Here is an 18,938-nt window from a genome sequence, read left to right on the forward strand (position 1 = left end):
CCTTGTCTTGAACACTGAGGTCGCCCATGCCATCCGTTATTTCCACCGACGTTCTGATTGTCGGCGCCGGGGTTGCCGGCCTCTGGCTGAATGCGCGCCTGCGCCACCAGGGGTTTTCCACGGTGGTGGTGGAAAGCGCCACCTTGGGTGGCGGGCAAAGCGTGAAGTCCCAGGGGATCATCCACGGCGGTGCAAAATACGCACTGCACGGCGCCCTCACCGGCGCCTCCGAAGCCATTGCCGATATGCCGCGCCGCTGGCGTGAAGCGCTGGCGGGCAACGGCGAGCTGGACCTGTCCGGCGTGCGCTTGCTCTCCGAAGCGCATTACCTGTGGTCCCCGGGTACTCTCGCCGGCAACCTCACCAGCTTTTTCGCCAGCAAGGCTGTTCGCGGCCGTGTCGACCAGGTCAAGGGCGACGACCTGCCCCCCGCCCTGCAAGACCGCCGCTTCAAGGGCAAGGTCTATCGCTTGGCGGAACTGGTCATCGACGTGCCGAGCCTGATCGAGCGCCTGGCCCAGCTGGCCGGTGATGGTTTGCTCGCAGGCCAGCACATCGAACCCTTGCTGGAAGGCAACACACTCATCGGTTTGAAAGTAGACGGCCGCGAGATCCGCGCCCAGCGCATCGTGTTGAGTGCCGGCGCTGGCACGGCTGACCTGTTGGCCGCGCTGGGCCTAAGCCAGCCGGCCATGCAGACGCGCCCCCTGCACATGATCATCGCCAAAGGCCCCGGCCTGAAGCCGCTGTATGCCCACTGCCTGGGCGGCGGCACCAAGCCGCGCATCACCGTCACCACTCACCCGGCCGCCGATGGCAACTGGGTGTGGTACATGGGCGGCGACATTGCCGAAGCCGACGGCGTAGCGCGCACGCCGGAAGAGCAGATCGCCACGGCGCAGAAAGAGTTGGCGCAGTTGCTGCCCTGGATCGACATGAGCCAGACCCAATGGGCCACCCTGCGCGTCGACCGGGCCGAGCCGCTACAGTCGGGCTTGAGCCGTCCCGACAATGCCTTCCTCGCCGAGCAAGGCCGCCTGCTGGTGGGCTGGCCGACCAAACTGGCACTGGCGCCGGACTTCGCTGATCGCGTCATCAGCAGCCTTGAACGTGACGGCATCCGCCCGAGCGCCAGCGAGCCCCTGCCCGACCTGCCAAAACCCGCCATTGGCGTACCTGCCTGGGAGCAACTGTTGCCATGAGCCTGCCCACCCTGCACGACCTGCATCGCCCTCTGGGCAGCACCGGCCTGTTGGTGTCACCGCTGGGCCTGGGCACCGTCAAGCTGGGTCGCGACCAAGGGGTGAAATACCCCAGCGGCTTCCAGATCCCCGGCGACGACGAAGCCCGCATGCTGTTGCGCCAGGCTCGCGAACTGGGGATCAACCTAATCGATACCGCGCCGGCCTATGGCATGAGCGAGGAACGCTTGGGGCCGCTGTTGCGTGACCAGCGCAAGGACTGGGTGATTGTCAGCAAGGTCGGCGAAGAGTTCGAGAATGGCGTATCCCGCCACGACTTCAGCGCAGCCCACACGCGGATGTCTATCGAGCGCAGCTTGAAACGACTTGAAACTGATTTTATCGACCTGGTGCTGGTGCACTCGGACGGCAACGACCTGCATATCCTCAACGACTGCGAGGTCTACCAGACCCTGGCAGCGCTGAAACAGGAAGGCAAGATCCGCGGTTTCGGCTTCTCCGGGAAGACTGTCGAAGGCGGCGTGAAGGCTCTGGAACAAGGCGATTGCGCCATGGTCACCTACAATCTGAACGAACAGGCCGAGAAAGCCGTCATTGATTACGCAGCGGCACACGGCAAGGGCATCCTGGTGAAAAAGGCCCTGGCCAGCGGCCACGTGTGCCTGGAGCCGGGAATGGATCCAATTCGTGCCAGTTTCATGTTGTTGTTTGCGCAAACGGGCGTCGCCAGTGCTATTGTCGGGACCATTAATCCGCTGCACCTGGCTCATAACGTGGCGACCGCTGCCCAAGTCATTCGTCAACTCTGATGCCGCCGACGCGGCCGACCCCGTCGCAAGAAGGAGCCGACATGCCGCGAACGCTCATAAGAAAAAACCCTAGCAACTTCAAAACACTGCCGCTGCACGTCGAAGCCACCCCAGAAGGCCTGAGTTACCAGAGCGTGGGTATGCCGCTCAACTTTGCCCAGACCCTGCAACGGCGCAAGCCGGTGGAAGTGGCCGACCCCGAGCGATTTGCCCTGGAGTTGGCCAACCTCGGCGTGTCGGTGCGACTGACCCTGCATTGGCAAAACAAGGATTACTGGGTACTGGTGCGCCAGCGCCGCCAGGACCGTGGTGACGTGGTGCTCAAGCTGATTTCTGGCTACGTGCCCGCCCACGAACTGAACCTGCCACTGCACACCGCCATCCAGGAAATTGCCGAAGAGTGCCTGCTGGAGACGCCAGAAGGTTGGCTCAGTGGGCGCTTCAATGACACCTGGTTGCCGGCGCCTTACTCCGCCGCGCTGCATTACCGCGAAGCCCTGCCCTTTCGCCTCAGCCCGCTGTCCGGCGCCGCCCGACCGGTGCGTTGCGCCACCACCCAGTTGATCGAACGCCCGCGCGCCTATGTGCACTTGCCCACTGCCTCGCTGCAACTGATTTACGACCTGCGCCTGGAAGTGCCCAAGGAAGCCAAATCCCTGAGCCTGTTCCATGTGGACGAGCGCCTGGAAGGCGACCAACTGGTTGCCCGCCTCGACCGTCAGCGCCCGGACCTGTACCTGATGCCGCTCAAAGACGGCCAGCCCCTCGCCGAGTTGTACACGGTCAAGAAAGACCAACTGTACCCGGCGAGCACGCGGGGGGTGTACTTGGCGGAAAGCTTCGCCCAACAGGAAGGCTGGCTGGTGCGTGACGAGCGGATTCGCTGGAAGGATTGGCTACGCCAGCAAGGCCTGGCAGCGCCTGAGAAAGAATCGAAATTGAAGCGCCTGGCACAGCGGGTGCTGCGCAAGATCGTGCCGAAGAAAAAAGCCAGCCGCTGATATCAAGAGCCAACCTGCAGGAGCTGGCTTGCCGGCGATGAGGCCCTGAAGATCACCGCTGTCTTCAGGCCGCTATCGCCGGCAAGCCGGCTCCTACGGGGGTCAGATGTTGAGTAGGCGTGCGAGGCCAACCTTCAGGGGTGTGGGCTCGGGCAGTGTAAAGCTTGCCAGCAAGCGCTGGTTATTCGCCCGCGAATGCCGGATATCCCCAGAGCGTGCGGGCCCGTAAGTCACGGCCGGCAACTTGCCGACGATTTCTTCCAGGGCTTGCAGTACGTCCTTGAGCGTCGTGGTGCGGTTCCAGCCGACATTGATTGCGCCAAGCGGCGCAGCCGGCGCTTCGATGGCCTGCACCAGCACATCCACCAGGTCCTTCACGTACATGAAGTCACGGGTTTGCTCACCATCGCCAAACACGGCAATCGGCACGCCCTGCTGCACGCGCTCGCTGAAGATACTGATCACACCGGAGTACGGCGATGACGGGTCCTGGCGTGGCCCGAAGATATTGAAGAAACGGAAGATCACCGGCTCCAGGCCATGCTGGCGGCGGTAGAAGTCGAAGTAGTGCTCGCTGGCCAATTTGTCGGACGCATAGGGCGTCAACGGCGCCTTGGTGGTCTCTTCGTCAATCGAAGCGCCTTCGCCATTGTTGCCATAGACCGCGGCGCTGGAGGCATACACCACACGTTTGACGCCGGCCTTGCGCATGGCTTCGCAGACATTCAGGGTGCCGACGAAATTGCTCTGGTGCGTGCTGACCGGGTCATCCACCGACGCCTGCACCGAAGCCACTGCCGCCAGGTGCACCACCGCCGTTGCGCCGACGGCAGCATGGGCTACCAGGTCGGCATCGGCCACGTCACCTTCCAGCAGTTCGACGCGCGGGTTGTCCAACGGCAGGTTGCTGCGCTTGCCGGTGGACAGGTTATCCAGCACCCGCACACCGTAGCCTTTGGCGAGCAGCGCATCGACCAGGTGCGAGCCGATAAAACCCGCACCGCCGGTGATCAGAACCTGCTTATTCATTGTTTCGGATCTTCTCGACAATGGCGGTGGTCGAGCTGTTCTCGACCAGGCCCAGCACCTTGACCTTGCCGCCGTAGGCGCTGACGATATCCGCCCCCACGACTTGGTCGACGGAGTAGTCGCCACCCTTGACCAGCACGTCCGGCTTGACCTGGGCCAGCAGGTTTTCCGGGGTCGCTTCAGGGAAGCTGATCACCCAGTCCACCGCACCCAGGCCCGCCAGCACGGCCATGCGACGGTCGACACTGTTGATCGGGCGGCCAGGGCCTTTCAGGCGGCTCACCGACGCATCGTCGTTGACCGCGACGATCAGGCGATCGCCTTGGGCGCGCGCCTGCTCCAGGTAAGTCACGTGGCCGGCGTGGAGGATGTCGAAGCAACCGTTGGTGAACACAATGCTTTCGTTGTGAGCGCGAGCATCATCAATCGCCAGCAGCAGTTGCTCGATGGTCAGCACACCGCGCTCCGAGCCTTCGGAGCGCTGGATCGCACGGCGCAATTCAGGCGCGCTGATGGCAGCGGTACCCAACTTGCCCACCACGATGCCCGCCGCCAGGTTGGCCAGGGCCACGGCGTGGGGCAGTTCTTCACCCGCCGCAATCGAGGCGGCCAGGGTGGAAATCACGGTGTCACCGGCGCCCGTGACGTCGAACACTTCACGGGCCCGTGCCGGCAGGTGCATCGCCGGGTGGCCGGGACGCAGCAGGGTCATGCCGTGCTCGCCACGGGTCACCAGCAAGGCGCCCAGGTCGAGGTCGGCCATCAGTGCCGCGCCCTTGGTCACCAGGTCGTGCTCATCGGCGCAACCGCCGACGATGGCTTCGAACTCGCTGAGATTAGGCGTGATCAGGCTGGCTCCGCGATAAATCGAGAAATCCTTGCCCTTGGGATCGGCCAATACAGGGATGCCCTTGGCCTTGGCGGCCTGGATCAGTGCCTGGTGGTTCCTCAAGGCGCCTTTGCCGTAGTCGGACAACACCAGCACCTTGATGCCTTCGAGCAGCTCGTCGACCTGACCGCTCAGGGCCAGGGCGTCGGTGGCAAAGGGTTCTTCGAAATCGATACGCAGCAATTGCTGGTGACGGCTCATCACCCGCAGCTTGACGATGGTCGGCTGGTGGGCGATGCGCTGGAACAGCGCGCGCACGCCAGCACCGCGCAGGCTGTTGGCCAGGCTGTCGGCGGCTTCGTCGTCGCCGGTCACGCCGACCAGGGAGGCCGGGGCGCCGAGCGCGGCAATATTGAGGGCAACGTTGGCAGCGCCACCTGGACGGTCTTCGATTTGCTCGACCTTGACGACCGGTACCGGCGCCTCAGGGGAAATCCGTGAGGTACCGCCATGCCAGTAACGGTCGAGCATGACATCGCCGACCACCAAGACAGGGGCTTGATCGAATCGCGGCATGGACAACTTCATGGAGCAACCCACATACAAAATGAACAGGGGCGCGATATTAGCACAGGGTGAGCGCCGCCTAGTTCGAGAGCTTTATCCGGGATGCATCACGGGAGGTTTCTGGTTATTTTTTAAACAGCACCGCCAGGATATGCTCCACCGCGTCGGCCAGCTCGACCTCATCGGTGTTGATTTCGCAGTCAGCCGCCTCCGGTGCCTGATAAGGGCTGTCCAGCCCCGTGAAGGCTTTGATGCGCCCTTCCAACGCCGCGCGGTACAAGCCTTTGGGATCTCGCCGTGCACACACATCGAATGGTGTGCTGATGTAGACCTCGAAGAACTGCCCTGGCCCGAAAAGCGCCTTGGCGCTCGCCCGGTCGGCGCTGAACGGGGAAATCGCCGAGACGATCACGATCAATCCTGCGTCCACCATCAACCGCGCCACTTCGCCGATACGCCGGATGTTTTCCTTGCGCGCCGCGTCGCTCATGCCCAGGTCATTGCACAAACCGGTGCGCAAGTTATCGCCGTCGAGCACGAAGGTATGTCGCCCCTGCTCGTTGAGCTGCACTTCCAGGGCGTTGGCCAGGGTCGACTTGCCGGAGCCGGACAACCCGGTCAGCCACAGGCAGCAAGGCTGCTGATGCTTGAGCGCCGCCCGCGCGGCCACCGACAACGACAAGGCGAACGGACGGATGGAAGCAGAACCACGGGAAAGCGACTGACTATTCATATCCCAGGACCTCGTAGTCACGTTGATAGGCGCGCCGGACCAGGCGGCGCGTACGCAGGCTGCAGAACTCCCTGACCGGCTCGCTGCGCCGCCCGAGTGAAACATTGAGATGGGGCAGCGACGAGGTCACGCCGAGGCGTTCGCACAACTGCTGGAAGTCTTGCTCCAGGGATTCCTGGCGCCCGAGAAAGTCCATGGCCATGCGCCCCATGTGATCGGTCAGGAAATCGGTCTGGGGTGCAAAGTGCAACTGGCGGCGCAGGTTGTCCGGGTGCAACCAGTTGCCGACAAAATCATCGAAGTCCCGGTAGCTGCTGACGAGTGCCTGAGCCTGCAGGTCGCGCACGCCCATGTGGTTACTGCGCAGGTAGGTGTAGGCCGAATAGGCGCGCTCCAACGGATCACGCACAAAGGCGAACTTGAAACTGCGCGCGCAGTGTTCAGGGAATTGCTGCTGGTACCAGTAGTACGGCAGATGCCCCGGCCAACGCCCATCGAGCAGCGCCGAGCAGACACTGCTGCCTGCGCATTTGGGCACATGAATGAACACGCAGTTGTGTTGTTCGAAAGCGCGCGGAAGGGTGGTCACCCCAGACAGGGATTTATTCACCGCCTGGCGATCCACCACCGACAAACGCCCCAGCAAAAACACCCGCTGGGGCTTGGGAAGCAGTTTCCAGAACAGACGTTGCAACATTCCATTACCCACGCAAGAAGGTTAGCCCTCTCGTTCGTCAATCGAATCGAGAAGGCCAACATAACAAACGATAGGCAGCGAATTATTTGGCTTTGGTCAAGCCTGTAAGGGGCCAGATACAAACACCGGGGCGCATTGCGCGCCCCGATCTACATCAGGTGATGTTGGCTGTAACCGGTTCATCCAGGCCCATGGCGTGCAGACGCGAGTAATACCCGCCCATGGCCAGCAGCTCCACATGTGTACCACGCTCGACAATTTCACCGTGGTCCATCACCAGGATCATGTCGGCTTTCTCGATGGTGGACAGCCGGTGCGCGATCACCAGGGTGGTGCGGCCCTTCATGACCTTGTCCAGCGCGGCCTGAATGTGGCGCTCGGACTCGGTGTCGAGTGCCGACGTCGCTTCGTCCAGGATCAGCAGCGGGGCATTTTTCAGCAGCGCGCGGGCGATGGCCAAGCGCTGACGCTGGCCGCCGGACAGCAGCACGCCGTTTTCACCGACTTCAGTGTCAAGGCCTTTGGGCAGCTCGGCGATGAAGTCCATGGCATAGGCATCGGTGGCGGCTTTTTCGATGTCCGCACGCGGTGCTCCCGCTAGGTCGCCGTAGGCGATGTTATTGGCCACGGTGTCGTTGAACAGGGTGACGTGCTGGGTGACCTGGGCCACGTGCCGGCGCAGGTTGCGCAGGCGGTAGTCTTCGATCTCGACCTCGTCCAGCAGGATTTCCCCGGTTTCGTGGTGGTAGAAACGCGGGATCAGGCTGGCCAGTGTCGACTTGCCACTGCCCGAGCGCCCGACCAGGGCGATCATCTGCCCAGGCTCTGCGGTGAAGCTGATGTTCTTCAGCACTTCGCGCTCGGCACCCGGGTAGGTGAAGCTGAGGTTACGCACGTCCAGGCGGCCGCTGACGCGATCACGCTCCACGGTGCCGCCGTCGACTTCCGGCTCTTCGTCCAACTGTTCGAAGATGCTTTCTGCGCCGGCAACGCCCTTCTGGATCGTCGAGCTGACTTCCGACAACTGGCGGATCGGCTTGGGCAGCAGGCCCGCTGCGGTGATGTAGGCCACCAGGTCACCGGCCGTGGCGTCGCCACGCAGCAGCAGGACCAAAAACATCAGTGCGGCCATGGCGGTGTAGATCACCAGCTGCAGCATCGGCGTGTAGACCGCGCCGGTCTTGTTCATGCGCAGTTGTTTGTCGGTGTTGCCCTGGCTGGCCGCGGCAAAACGGCGTTCTTCGTAGCCTTCGCCGCCAAAGCTGCGCACCACGCGGTAGCCCTGGATGGTTTCCGAGGCCACGTGGGTGACGTCGCCCATTGCCACCTGGATCTTCTTGCTCTGCTTGCGGAATTTCTTGCTGGTGCTGCCCACCATGATCGCAATCAGCGGGAGGATCGCCAGCATCACCAGGGTCAGCTTCCAGTTCATCCACAACAGGTAGCCGAACAGGAACACCACGGTCAGGCCTTCGCGGATCACCACTTTGATCGCGTCCGTGGCGGCGCCGGTGACCATGGTCACGTTGAAGGTGATGCGGGAAATCAGGTGCCCGGAGTTATGCGTGTCGAAATAACGGTTGGGCAGCACCAACAGCTTGTTGAACAACTGGACCCGCAGGTCATGCACCAGGCCCAGGGAAACCTTGGCCAGGTAGTAGTTGCCCAGGAACGAACCGAGGCCCTGCCACGCGGCGATCAGAATGATCAGCAACGGCACGGCCATCAGCAGTTTCAGGTCCTTGAACAACGGGATCTTGGGCAGGAACACCACGTCGGGATTGCTCAAGCCATCCACGAAGTACTTGAGGATCCCGGCGAGCATCGGCTGGGTGGAAGCAAAAATCACGAAGCCCACGATACTCAGCATGAACATGCCGATGTACGGTTTCACATAGCCCAGCAGCCGGAAATAGATTTTCAGGCTGGATTCCTGGTCCGCTTTTGGCGGTGCGTCACTCATGTGTCGAGCTCACTGATTGGGTAGGACGCGAACTTTATCACATGCTTCGGGGTTGGCCCGAGCCCAGACCAAGACACTGGCCAGCGCAATCGGCAGCCACGAGATAAACCACTCGGCCCGTGGGGTGCCCGTCAGGCTGGCCGCGTCGAACTGCATGGCCAGGAACGAAAACACCCACATACCGATGATGCCCTTGCCGTAGAGCGTGTCGCGGGCTTTCCAGGCTTGCCACAACACACCGAACCAGAGCCCGCACCACAGCAACAGGCCGGGCAGGCCCAGCTCGATGGCGACGTGGGAGAACAGGTTGTGGGCGTGGTCGAAATACACGCCGTCAGCCAATACTTTATAGTCCCCGCCCAACCCCAGTCCGGTCCACGGGTGTTCGGCAATCATCTGCATGGCGGACATAAATATCTGAGGTCGATAAGAGACGCCGCGAGCCAGCATCAGCGATTGCATGGCGAAGAACACTGCCAGCGCCGCCAACACTGCGCCCGCTGCGATCACGGTAGTCCGTCGATCACGGCACCACGCCGGCATCGCCACCACCGTCAACAGCAACGCCAGCGCAGCGCCACGGCTTTGACTCAGGACCACAAACAGCCCGAGCAACCCGATGGACAGCACCCACGCCACTTGCATCCAGCGCCCACGGGGCAGCCAATGCAGCAACCAGACCGCGGCCAGGCCAATCACATAGGCGCCCAGGATCGGGTGGGACAATTGCCCCAAGCCCTCAAGACGCGCAGACCAGGCATTATGCTCAAGGCCATAGAACTTGATGATTGCGACCAGTGATGACAAGCCCAGCCCGAAACCACCCCACTGCATCACGCGAATGACGCGCTCGCTTTGCCCGCAGGCAAACACCGGGAAGAACAGCAGGAACATGCCTATATACAGAAGGCGCTTGGCCTCGCGCGAAGGGTCTTCGGCGTTGGTCCACAGCAAACTGATCGCCCCCCAGACCGCCATTGCGGCAACCATCAGGCAGATCCAACGCTGCTCACGCCAGACGTCCTTGAGCCGTTCACGCGCCGACCAGGCAAACACCACGGCCGGCAACCACAGAAACAGGGTCAGGCCTTGTTGATAAATCTTGTTGGTGGGTGCAAAGGCAATCGCCAGCAAAAACCACAGTAAACCGAAAATCATCCATACCTGCGCCCAACGACTTGCTTGCATCACCCGCTCCTGAATACGTCCAACCCGCCAACCCGGCATGGTTAAAACCCAAAACTTTCGGCATTATTGCCGATCACTGTGCCCGCGACTCCCACAAGGCTTTCCGACGATGCAATGTTCAAGGCTTCCCCAAGCCGATTTAACCGCGATGATTGAAGGCGCCAAGATCCTCGAAAAGGACAGCTACGGCGCCAAAGTCTACCTGTTGGCAGACGGGAACATGCTTAAACTGTTTCGCCGTAAACGTCTGTTTTCATCGGCACTGTTTCGTCCTTACTCCAAACGTTTCATCGACAACGTGGCGCAACTGCAACAGCGTGGCATCCCCACATTGACCGTCCTTGCGTTCTATCAGTTGGCTGCGCCGGGCATGACGGCGGTGTTGTATCGCCCACTGCCAGGGGAAACGTTGCGCCAGATTTCCAACAAGGAAGGCTTTGACTGGCAATCCAACCTCGACCCGCTGGTGGCCCTCATTCGCCGCCTGCACGGTGCTGGCATCTACTTTCGCTCCCTGCACCTGGGCAATATTGTTGTCACGCCTGACAATGAAATGGGGCTGATCGATGTGGCCGATATGCGTTTTCTGCGCGCCCCGCTCAACCCTGAACTCGCACGGCGCAACTTGCAGCATTTCGCACGTTATATTGCGCGCGAGAAGCTGAACGAACGCTTTCCAATGCAAGCGCTGGAGCAGGCGCTGCTAGCGGCATGAAAACAGGCGCTGGGAGGTTTCACTGAAATCCTTCCAAGCCTGCTCTGGCGCTAGCGCCCGCGATTGAGCCTCCAGCACTTCCCCTGACGAGGCAGCGAATGCCCGCTCCATCAGGTGCGCCCAAGCCTGCACATCGTCTGATGGGGCATACCAGCCGGCATCCGCCAACTGCTCACGGAACACCGCCAACTCACTGGTCAGTACCGGTACACCGGCCATCACCGCCTCTTGTAGGATCAACCCCAGCCCCTCTTCCGTCGACGGGATGGCCACCCAGTCAAACGCCCGGTACAGGGTCGCGGCTTCCGGAAGGTGACCTGGCAACGACACCTTGCCCTGCAAACCCAGCTCTTGGATACGCGCCTCAAGGGTAGACCTGGCCGGCCCCTCGCCAACAATCACCAAGCGCGCCTGCGGCTGATGGGCCAACACACCGGCAAACGCCTCAAGCAAACAGCCAAATCCCTTGCCGTCCACCAAGCGACCGACGGCGCCCAGCACCGGCGAGCCTTCCAGGGGCAGGTCCAGACGCGACCGCGCCTGCTCCCGGGAAAGCGCGGCAGCACGAAATGCCACCGGGTCAAAAGCGCTGCGCAGCACCGCGACGGGCCGTTGCAGGTAGTGTTCAAGGGAGTGGGCCAGGGTTTGCGAGACGGCAGCGAGGGTCAAGTGTGAAGCCGGAAATTGGTCGACCAGCTTGCGGTCGGCCTTTCGCAAGCGCGTTGCACCATGAAAGACAACCACGGCCCGCACCTGCGGCGTGCGCTTGAGCACCGGCAACATCACCCGGGCAACGCCCACCCCATCCAGCAATACAATTTCCACATCCTCGGGCAGCGCTTTGTGAAAACGCGCGCGCATCAGGGGCGCCAACAGCTTCCAAAGATGCCGCCCCTTGAGTTGGGCGGAAGACAGGTTCCACTCGCGAACCGACTCACCCTCCTGCGCACCGCCTTGAAGCAGCCAGGTGTTGATCGGCCCATGGCAGATGGCATGAGACAGTATCTGTTGATGAACCTTCTGCACCGAAGCGAATGCAGAACCACCGGCCCACATGATGTTGAGGATACTCATCAGTAAAAATGACCTTTTGCGGCGTTAGGTTGGCTTGTCGTACGCAACTAATGGATCAACCAGCCGATACCCAGTCCCAGTATCAGCATGGCCGCCAACTTGATCCGCTCTCGCCGCTTGCGGCGCGTCTTGGTCAGGCGTTCTTCTGCCGTTGCCACATGCAGACCGAAACCGGTATGCAACACCGCATCACCCTCCAGGGTCACGGCGCCCAGGTTCAGCTGCGCGTAACGCTTGGAAAGCCCCTTCTCACCCTCGAACCCGGCATAGGGCGCGCACAACCGATATTCCTTGATGCGTCGCAACCCCGGGTTCAGTGAAAAACCCTGCCACTCAGGCTTGTCGGACAGCAGGGGATAACACGGCACCCCTCCAACTACTTCACGCGGCCCCAGATGGATATAGGGACTGTGCACCTGCAAGTCGTAAACGTAGTTGCGTAACCACACCTGCAAAATATCGGGTCGCTGCTCCAGTACCGTCTTGGAGTCCTCGACAAAGCCGGGTCGATAAAACGCCCAGTCATCCTCGCAATGGAAAATGTAGGGGGTCTTGACCGACTCGTAGGCCAGGTCGATAGATGCCAACTGCCCAAGCTTCGGACGATTGATCAAGAAATTGCAATGACTGTGCCAGTGCTCTGGAACCGCAAGGCGCACGGCATCGTCGCCGGAGTCTTCGGTGATGAAGACTTCGCGTATGTCCGCCGTATTGAACAGATCGAAGCTCGCGAGCGTGCGCTTCAACAAATCGAAGCGACCGCAACTGGTCACCACGAGCGTTATGTCGCTTTGATCGGAGAATTGCATTCAAGCCTCGATAATATCATATAGCCATCACTTGTGGCATTTGGCTGACATCAAACGCCCAGCTTCGAGCGCAACCTTTCCAACAGACTCAGTGGAGCACGCGGCCGCAAGGGCGGTTCAAGCACGTCGACAATCCGCTGGCCGATACGGGCAAAGCTGAACTGGCTGACAGCCAGCTCCTGCCCACTGCGTGCAATATCGGTCGCCAACTGCGGGTTCGACCGTAACACGGCGAGTTTTTCCTGCAACTGCGGGATGTCCTTGTAGAACACCACATTGACCATGTCTACGAAACCGAGGGCCGCATTTTCCTCAGCGCCCTGATCAAACGCCAGCAACACGCAACCACAGGCCATGGCCTCGAAGTTCTTGATCATGTACTCGCCCATGCCCACATCGGCACTGACGAAGAAACGAATCCGGTTGAGTGTGGCGCAGTATTCCTCGCCGGATTTGGTGCGCGTAACCACCAAAGGTTCAACCTGTGCCAACTCATCGAGCAGTGCCTTGCGGCCACTGTAGGCCACGCTATTGGTACTGCCGACAAACGCCAGCTCGATATCACGCACACGTTCCTGTGGCTGCAGCAGCGCCTGATCATAGCCCTTGGGCACAAACACTGCGTCAAAGCCTTCGGCACGCAGGCGTTCGGTCACCATGTAGCCGGAGCTGATCACCCGCGCCCACGGCAGGCGGCGGTAATGCGCACTGAACTTGCCGGTGTACTTGCAGGGAATATAGTTCTGGTAGGCATCGTGCTCTAGGATCACCAGGTTCGGGATCGTACGAATAAACCCGGCCTGGCGGATCTCCTGCTTGAAACGCAGGAAGAACACGATGCGGTCGTAACGGGCCACGTCGACTTCGCGCCGGAAGTATCCACGCAGGTTGCGTTGCTCGTCACTGCTTAACCAGCGGATATCACATTCACAATGATCGGCCACGCCTTCGTACAAGCGATCCAGAATGGCGCGCTGCTCTTTCTGCACCAGAAACAAGACTTTCATTACTTATCCTTTCCCAAACGCCAGAACAACTCATGCCGTCGTACGGCCTTGCGGAAAAACTCGTTCTCACCGTAGGGCGACTGCGCACGGCCCGCCAACACACGTTGCAGCCAGCGCCGTACACGGCGCTTGAGCGGTGGCGCAGGTTGCAGATCATGCATCATGCCCAGTGCCATGGCCTTGTCGCGCTGTTGCTCCAACGACAACGACAGGCTGCACGGTGTCAACTCCAGCCCCTCATCGAACTGCGGCGGCAACGCAATACCGGCGCCGGCATCGCCCATGGGCCAGCGGTCGTTGTCATGCAGGTGGTTGGCGTAGCCCAGTACGGTCGTCGGTTGCCATTCCAGCCCTTGCAGGGCTTCGATTACCGCCTGCTGCGCGCAGATGTGATCGGGGTGTGGGTCGATAACCGGATGGGGCAACACGATCACTTCGGGACGTGCTGTGAGCAGCAATTGGCGCAGGTCGGCCAGCAGGTTGTTCCAAGTGGGCAGGCCATCCACGTCAGCCGGCAGCGGAAACGGGTTGAACTGGCGGAACAGGCGGATATCCGAGAGGTTCGCTTCGCGTGAGGCCACCGGTTGATCCGGCGTCGCGCGCATCGCGGGCAATTGCAGGCAGAAGTAACCGAGCTGCACGCAATGCGCTTCGGGCACCCCGGCCCAGCGGGGTACGGCGATGCTGTCCCAGGCGCGCAGGCGCCCCTTGAGGCGCGAGGCTTCGGCCGGGTCCAAGCCCATGTGCTGATAGTGTTCTGCTTCGATCTCACCGGCGGTGAGGGTCACGATCCAGGGTTTGTCGGCCTGGCTGTAAAGACCAAACGCGGCCAACTCGGCGTCGTCGGCGTGGGGGGCGATTACCATCACCCGTTGTGCCGCATAATCCGCAGTGGCCCACGCCCACAGCCGGGGCGCGCCCAGCAGTCGGCAAAAGCGCCCGCGCAAACGCAATTCACCGGCCACCAAGGCGGGCGCCAAACCACTGAGATTGAGATAACGAACGCCGTTCACGCCACGTTCGAACACTTGCCGATCGGTACTTGTACCGCCCGACAGTTCAATGGCCGGGTCCAAAAAACGCCCCAGCCAACGGCTCTTGACGCGGATGGCCAACACCAACGTCGCATCAGCATCCAGGGCCGAATCAACCAGCAATCGCCCGCCCTCCAAGCGAACCGCACCCACCTCGGCATCTGCCGAAAAGCGGTATTGATAGTCTTCGTTGGGGGCATAAAACAGGTGGTCGGCAAACCACGCCTCGTGGGCAACCCAGGCCAGTACGCCGAGCACAAACGGCAGCCACCAGGCCACCCAGATACCGATCACCACCAGCAGTAACAAGCCAACCAACAGGCCAATGCGCTTGTTGCGGCGGTGGCGCTTGAGCAATTGCTGTTTGCGGCTCATACGCTCAGCACCGGCACGGGGTTGCACCACCGGTCCTTGTACTCCCGGTCGGCGCGACCGAAGGAGAAACGCAGCGGCTTGCCGGCCTCGCGCGCCTGTTCCCAGGCACTCTGGGTGTTCAAGAAACTCAGCACACTGCCTGGGCTGAACGCGCGGGTTTCAGGGTCCACGCCACCGTTGACGTACTCCACGCTGATCCACTCGGGCGACTCAACCCGGTACACCAGCTGGACGGCAATCGGCGCATCGTTGAGAAAAATCACCGAGCCGATCAGCCACTCGCGCAACAGCTCGATCACTTCCGCCATGCGCTCGGCCCCCGTGGCAACAAAACCCCAGCGGCGCAGGAACAAATCGCAGTAGATCGCCGCCAGTTCCTGGCTGGAAAATTCACTCACCGGCCGCACGACGCCCCCCGCCTCTTCCAACAAACGCAGTTCACGGCGTTGGTTGTAGCGGAATTTCTTCGACAGCTCTTCCGGCGTACGCGCCATGGCCAGTTGCTCGGCCTGGGGCTTGAGGCCACTGAAACGGCCTTCGTTCAACACCGACAGGTAGCGCGCACGCTGGCGCAGTGGCGCCTTGGCATCGGCAGCCGCCGGCAGGATCAGCTCGGCGTTGCCCAAGTCGAACAAGCCTTTTTTGCCGCGCTGCTTGAGCACATCCTTGGACAAGGCCAGGTCTCGTCCCCAGGTCGCGATGCACGCCTGAAGCTCGCCGCCCTGCTCCCAGGCCAGGTAACGCACCGGGATCTCGGCGAGCCCCGCCAGGCGCTCGATCACCTGCGGGTGGGTCGCGACGCTGCCACCAAAACGCTGCCAGGCGTCGTTGTAGGCAGGCGCATCCACGACGGACCAGCCCCGCTCGCGCCAGCCTTGGAATCGATTGAGCATCAAGCCCCCGCGGTCAGTTCAATAACGTGCGGCAGTTGCCAAAAAGTGTCGCGTACCGCCTGATCCGAAAAGCGCGCATGCAGGCGTTCCAGCATCATCTCGGCACACTGCCGTTGCTGGTGCTGATCCATCGCGGCCAGGTGCCGCAGCCCCTGGGCCAGGTGTTCGGCATCGCCCAAGGGAAACAGGATACCCACGCCCTCGACCACTTCCTTCGCCCCACCACATGCCGTGGCCAGCAACGGCACACCAGCGGCCATGGCCTCCAGCAGCACCATGCCGAACGGCTCGTGGTCGGAACTCAACGCAAACACATCAAATGCGCGGAAATACCGACGCGCATCCGGTACCTGGCCAAGGAACAACACCTTGTCGGCAATCCCCAATTCACGGGCCAGCTCCTTGAGGTCCTGCTCCAGGCGGCCGGTGCCGAGGATCGCCAATCGGCTGTGCTCCGGCAGGTGCGGCAGCGCCAGGGCAAAGCCCTTGAGCAGCGTGGCTTGGTCCTTGTCCGGGTGCAGGCGGCCGACATTGCCGACCACCCACTCGTCCGGCGACAGCCCAAGGGCATCACGCGCGTCATCCACCGGCACTTGCATGGCTTGCAGCGCGTCCACATCAATGCGGTTGTACAAGGTCTGGATGCGTGCAGCCGGCCAGGCCGGGAGGCAGCGGCGCATGTCGTCACGCACCGCGTCAGACACGCCCAGCAAACTCAGGCGCTTGCGGAAAAACCCGGCAAACAGCTTGCGGCTGCGGCGCTGGTAATCGCCAAAGGCGTGATGCACACCGATCACCGGCAACCGCGTGGCCAGCAAGGCCACGTAGATAGGCTTGAAACGGTGGGCAATACAAAAACTGAAGTTGCGTGATGCCGCAATCTTGCGCAGCTCCGCAATGGCCGACAGCTTCAGGCCGCGAACGGCCTTGGAGCTGTACTCCATGAACAGCACTTCATCGCTGGCACAACCGGCGGCCACCTCGGGGTCGGCGACCCCGGTAAGGAACACCGTGGTCACCTTGTAGCCAGACCCTGCGAACAAACTGGCGTACTGTCGCGCGCAGTCCAGGAACGGTCCGTCATAGCTATGACAGAACTGCAGGACGTGGCGGTCAGCCGAGCGCGTCATAAGGGTCCACGCCGTCTTTGACGACCAGGATGTCTTCCATGATCAGGTACTGCAGGTCGGAGCCGAAGAACATGTTCAGCGCGTCGGTCGGCGAGCAGATCATCGCTTCGCCGCGACGGTTGAGCGAGGTGTTCAGGGACACGCCGTTGCCGGTGAGGACTTCCAATTCCTTCATCATGTCGTAGTAGCGCGGATTGTATTCGCGCTTGAGCACCTGTGCACGGGAGGTGCCATCTTCATGGACCACTTCCGGCACGCGGGTTTTCCACTCTTCGGCCACTTCAAAGGTGAAGGTCATGAACGGCGCCGGGTGGTCGACCTTGATCATCTGCGGGGCCACGGTGTCGAGCATCGACGGGCAGAAAGGCCTCCAGCGCTCGCGGAACTTGATCTGGTGGTTGATCCGGTCAGCCACGCCGGTGGCGCTCGGGCAACCGATGATCGAACGACCGCCCAGGGCACGCGGACCAAACTCCATGCGGCCCTGGAACCATGCCACTGGGTTGCCGTCGACCATGATCTTGGCGATGCGCTGGGGCATGTTCTCGATCTTGCGCCAGTTCGGCTTGCTCTCGTGCTTGGCGCACGCGGCAATCACGTCTTCGTTGCTGTAGGAAGGGCCGAGGTAGACGTGTTCCATCTTCTCGACCGGCACACCACGGGCGTGAGAGACATAGGCCGCCGCGCCGACGGCAGTGCCGGCATCGCCGGACGCGGGCTGTACGAACAGCTCCTTCACGTCGTCACGGGCGATGATTTTCTGGTTCAGCTTGACGTTCAGCGCGCAACCGCCGGCGAAGGCCAGTTTGCCGGTGTCTTTCAGGATGTCGCCCAGGTAGTGGTCGATCATCTGCAGGGCCAGTTTCTCGAACAGTGCCTGCATGCTGGCGGCGTAATGGATGTACGGCTCGTCGGCGATATCGCCTTCGCGCTTCGGCCCCAGCCACTCGATCAGTTTTGGCGAGAAGTAGAACCCCTTGCCCTTTTCTTTATAACGGCGCAGGCCGATGACGTTGGCGTAGTCGGTGTTGATCACCAACTCGCCGTTTTCAAACGAGGCCAGACGCGAGAAATCGTACTTGGTGGCATCGCCATACGGCGCCATGCCCATGACCTTGAACTCACCGTCGAGCATCTCGAAACCGAGGAACTCGGTGATCGCACCGTACAGGCCGCCCAGGGAGTCCGGGTCGTAGAATTCCTTGATCTTGTGGATCTTGCCGTTTTCGCCGTAGCCGAAGAACGTGGTGGCGTACTCACCCTTACCGTCGATGCCGAGGATCGCGGTTTTCTCCTGGAAGCCGGAGCAGTGGTAGGCACTGGACGCGTGCGCCAGGTGGTGTTCCACCGGCTCGATCTTGATTTTCTTCGGGTCGAAGCCCAGTTGTTCCAGGCACCAGACGATCTTGTTGCGATAACGCTTGTAGCGACGGTTGCCCATCAGGATCGCGTCGAGGGCGCGGTCCGGGGCATACCAGTAACGCTTGGCGTAGTGCCAGCGGGCCTCGCCGAACAGGCTGATCGGGGCGAACGGAATCGCGACCACGTCAACGTCGGAAGGCTTGATGCCGGCCTGCTCCAGGCAGAACTTCGCCGATTCGTAGGGCATGCGGTTCTTTGCATGTTTGTCGCGTACGAAGCGCTCTTCTTCGGCGGCCGCGATCAGCTTGCCGTCGATATACAAGGCTGCGGAAGGATCATGGCTAAGGGCGCCGGACAGGCCAAGAATCGTCAATGCCACAGGGGTCTAGCCTCTTTTAGTCTGCATGCAGGCGGGTTGCGCCTGAAAAAAGTGTGCCTCCTGCCTTGGCAGGAAACAGCTAAAGGGCGGGATTATAGCGTAAACAACCGTAGGGATGATCTAGTGAAAATGATGACGAGCT

17 protein-coding genes are annotated in these 18,938 nt (G+C 61.5%); 4 read left to right on the plus strand and 13 right to left on the minus strand.

Annotated features, from left to right (window positions below; all coding sequences use genetic code 11):
• Nucleotides 1-26 precede the first annotated feature (26 nt).
• From AC0IYN_RS08020 to AC0IYN_RS08030, 3 genes are read left to right on the plus strand one after another with little or no spacing between them, the layout of a single operon-like run.
• Complete coding sequence (locus AC0IYN_RS08020; RefSeq protein WP_406599745.1) at nt 27-1,202, plus strand: NAD(P)/FAD-dependent oxidoreductase; 1,176 nt, start codon at nt 27-29, stop codon at nt 1,200-1,202.
• Nucleotides 1,199-2,011: an aldo/keto reductase gene (locus AC0IYN_RS08025; protein WP_368945760.1), complete on the plus strand. Its 813-nt coding sequence runs from the start codon at nt 1,199-1,201 to the stop codon at nt 2,009-2,011. The genes AC0IYN_RS08020 and AC0IYN_RS08025 overlap by 4 nt, the downstream gene beginning before the upstream one ends.
• A 41-nt stretch (nt 2,012-2,052) precedes the next feature.
• A complete protein-coding gene (locus AC0IYN_RS08030; RefSeq protein ID WP_078046574.1) occupies nt 2,053-3,012 on the plus strand; it encodes a metal ABC transporter ATPase in 960 nt (319 codons plus the stop codon).
• Between the two features lie 102 nt (nt 3,013-3,114).
• On the opposite strand, the gene AC0IYN_RS08035 is transcribed toward AC0IYN_RS08030, so the two are convergent.
• The 6 genes from AC0IYN_RS08035 to AC0IYN_RS08060 form a co-directional block, all read right to left on the minus strand.
• On the minus strand, nt 3,115-4,041 hold the full coding sequence (locus tag AC0IYN_RS08035) for an NAD-dependent epimerase/dehydratase family protein (RefSeq protein WP_406599746.1): 927 nt from the start codon (nt 4,039-4,041) through the stop codon (nt 3,115-3,117).
• Complete coding sequence (gene hldE / locus AC0IYN_RS08040) at nt 4,034-5,458, minus strand: bifunctional D-glycero-beta-D-manno-heptose-7-phosphate kinase/D-glycero-beta-D-manno-heptose 1-phosphate adenylyltransferase HldE (protein WP_368945758.1); 1,425 nt, start codon at nt 5,456-5,458, stop codon at nt 4,034-4,036. Before hldE ends, AC0IYN_RS08035 begins: the two co-directional genes overlap by 8 nt.
• A gap of 103 nt (nt 5,459-5,561) precedes the next feature.
• A complete protein-coding gene (gene cysC / locus AC0IYN_RS08045) occupies nt 5,562-6,170 on the minus strand; it encodes an adenylyl-sulfate kinase (RefSeq protein WP_406599747.1) in 609 nt (202 codons plus the stop codon).
• Entirely contained in the window at nt 6,163-6,867 is a 705-nt protein-coding gene (locus AC0IYN_RS08050; protein ID WP_406599748.1) for a sulfotransferase family 2 domain-containing protein, read from the minus strand. Before AC0IYN_RS08050 ends, cysC begins: the two co-directional genes overlap by 8 nt.
• 154 nt (nt 6,868-7,021) lie before the next feature.
• Nucleotides 7,022-8,830, minus strand: coding sequence for a lipid A export permease/ATP-binding protein MsbA (msbA, locus tag AC0IYN_RS08055; protein ID WP_471840990.1), 1,809 nt, complete (start codon nt 8,828-8,830; stop codon nt 7,022-7,024).
• A gap of 9 nt (nt 8,831-8,839) precedes the next feature.
• Nucleotides 8,840-10,018 (minus strand): O-antigen ligase family protein, encoded by a 1,179-nt coding sequence (locus tag AC0IYN_RS08060; RefSeq protein WP_471840992.1) that lies wholly within the window; start codon nt 10,016-10,018, stop codon nt 8,840-8,842.
• Between the two features lie 148 nt (nt 10,019-10,166).
• Here AC0IYN_RS08060 and AC0IYN_RS08065 point away from each other — a divergent pair, with 148 nt between their 5' ends.
• Nucleotides 10,167-10,733, plus strand: a complete 567-nt coding sequence (locus AC0IYN_RS08065; RefSeq protein WP_406599759.1) for a BUD32 family EKC/KEOPS complex subunit — start codon at nt 10,167-10,169, stop codon at nt 10,731-10,733.
• On the opposite strand, the gene AC0IYN_RS08070 is transcribed toward AC0IYN_RS08065, so the two are convergent.
• The 7 genes from AC0IYN_RS08070 to AC0IYN_RS08100 are packed head-to-tail and all read right to left on the minus strand — an operon-like array spanning nt 10,722 to nt 18,796.
• On the minus strand, nt 10,722-11,807 hold the full coding sequence (locus tag AC0IYN_RS08070; protein WP_406599750.1) for a glycosyltransferase: 1,086 nt from the start codon (nt 11,805-11,807) through the stop codon (nt 10,722-10,724). The genes AC0IYN_RS08065 and AC0IYN_RS08070 overlap by 12 nt on opposite strands.
• A gap of 47 nt (nt 11,808-11,854) precedes the next feature.
• The gene (locus AC0IYN_RS08075) at nt 11,855-12,616 is read right to left on the minus strand and encodes a glycosyltransferase family 2 protein (RefSeq protein WP_471840994.1); all 762 of its coding nucleotides are present in this window, start codon (nt 12,614-12,616) and stop codon (nt 11,855-11,857) included.
• A 50-nt stretch (nt 12,617-12,666) separates the two neighbouring features.
• Nucleotides 12,667-13,623 (minus strand): glycosyltransferase family protein, encoded by a 957-nt coding sequence (locus AC0IYN_RS08080; protein ID WP_457240146.1) that lies wholly within the window; start codon nt 13,621-13,623, stop codon nt 12,667-12,669.
• Nucleotides 13,623-15,032: a PIG-L deacetylase family protein gene (locus AC0IYN_RS08085; protein WP_457240145.1), complete on the minus strand. Its 1,410-nt coding sequence runs from the start codon at nt 15,030-15,032 to the stop codon at nt 13,623-13,625. Before AC0IYN_RS08085 ends, AC0IYN_RS08080 begins: the two co-directional genes overlap by 1 nt.
• Nucleotides 15,029-15,925 (minus strand): antimicrobial resistance protein Mig-14, encoded by an 897-nt coding sequence (locus tag AC0IYN_RS08090; RefSeq protein ID WP_406599754.1) that lies wholly within the window; start codon nt 15,923-15,925, stop codon nt 15,029-15,031. Before AC0IYN_RS08090 ends, AC0IYN_RS08085 begins: the two co-directional genes overlap by 4 nt.
• Nucleotides 15,925-17,055 (minus strand): glycosyltransferase, encoded by a 1,131-nt coding sequence (locus AC0IYN_RS08095; RefSeq protein WP_406599755.1) that lies wholly within the window; start codon nt 17,053-17,055, stop codon nt 15,925-15,927. Before AC0IYN_RS08095 ends, AC0IYN_RS08090 begins: the two co-directional genes overlap by 1 nt.
• Nucleotides 17,039-18,796 (minus strand): carbamoyltransferase family protein, encoded by a 1,758-nt coding sequence (locus AC0IYN_RS08100; RefSeq protein WP_471840996.1) that lies wholly within the window; start codon nt 18,794-18,796, stop codon nt 17,039-17,041. The genes AC0IYN_RS08095 and AC0IYN_RS08100 overlap by 17 nt, the downstream gene beginning before the upstream one ends.
• Between the last annotated feature and the right edge of the window lie 142 nt (nt 18,797-18,938).

The sequence above is a fragment of the Pseudomonas sp. AC112 genome (genome assembly GCF_979253545.1).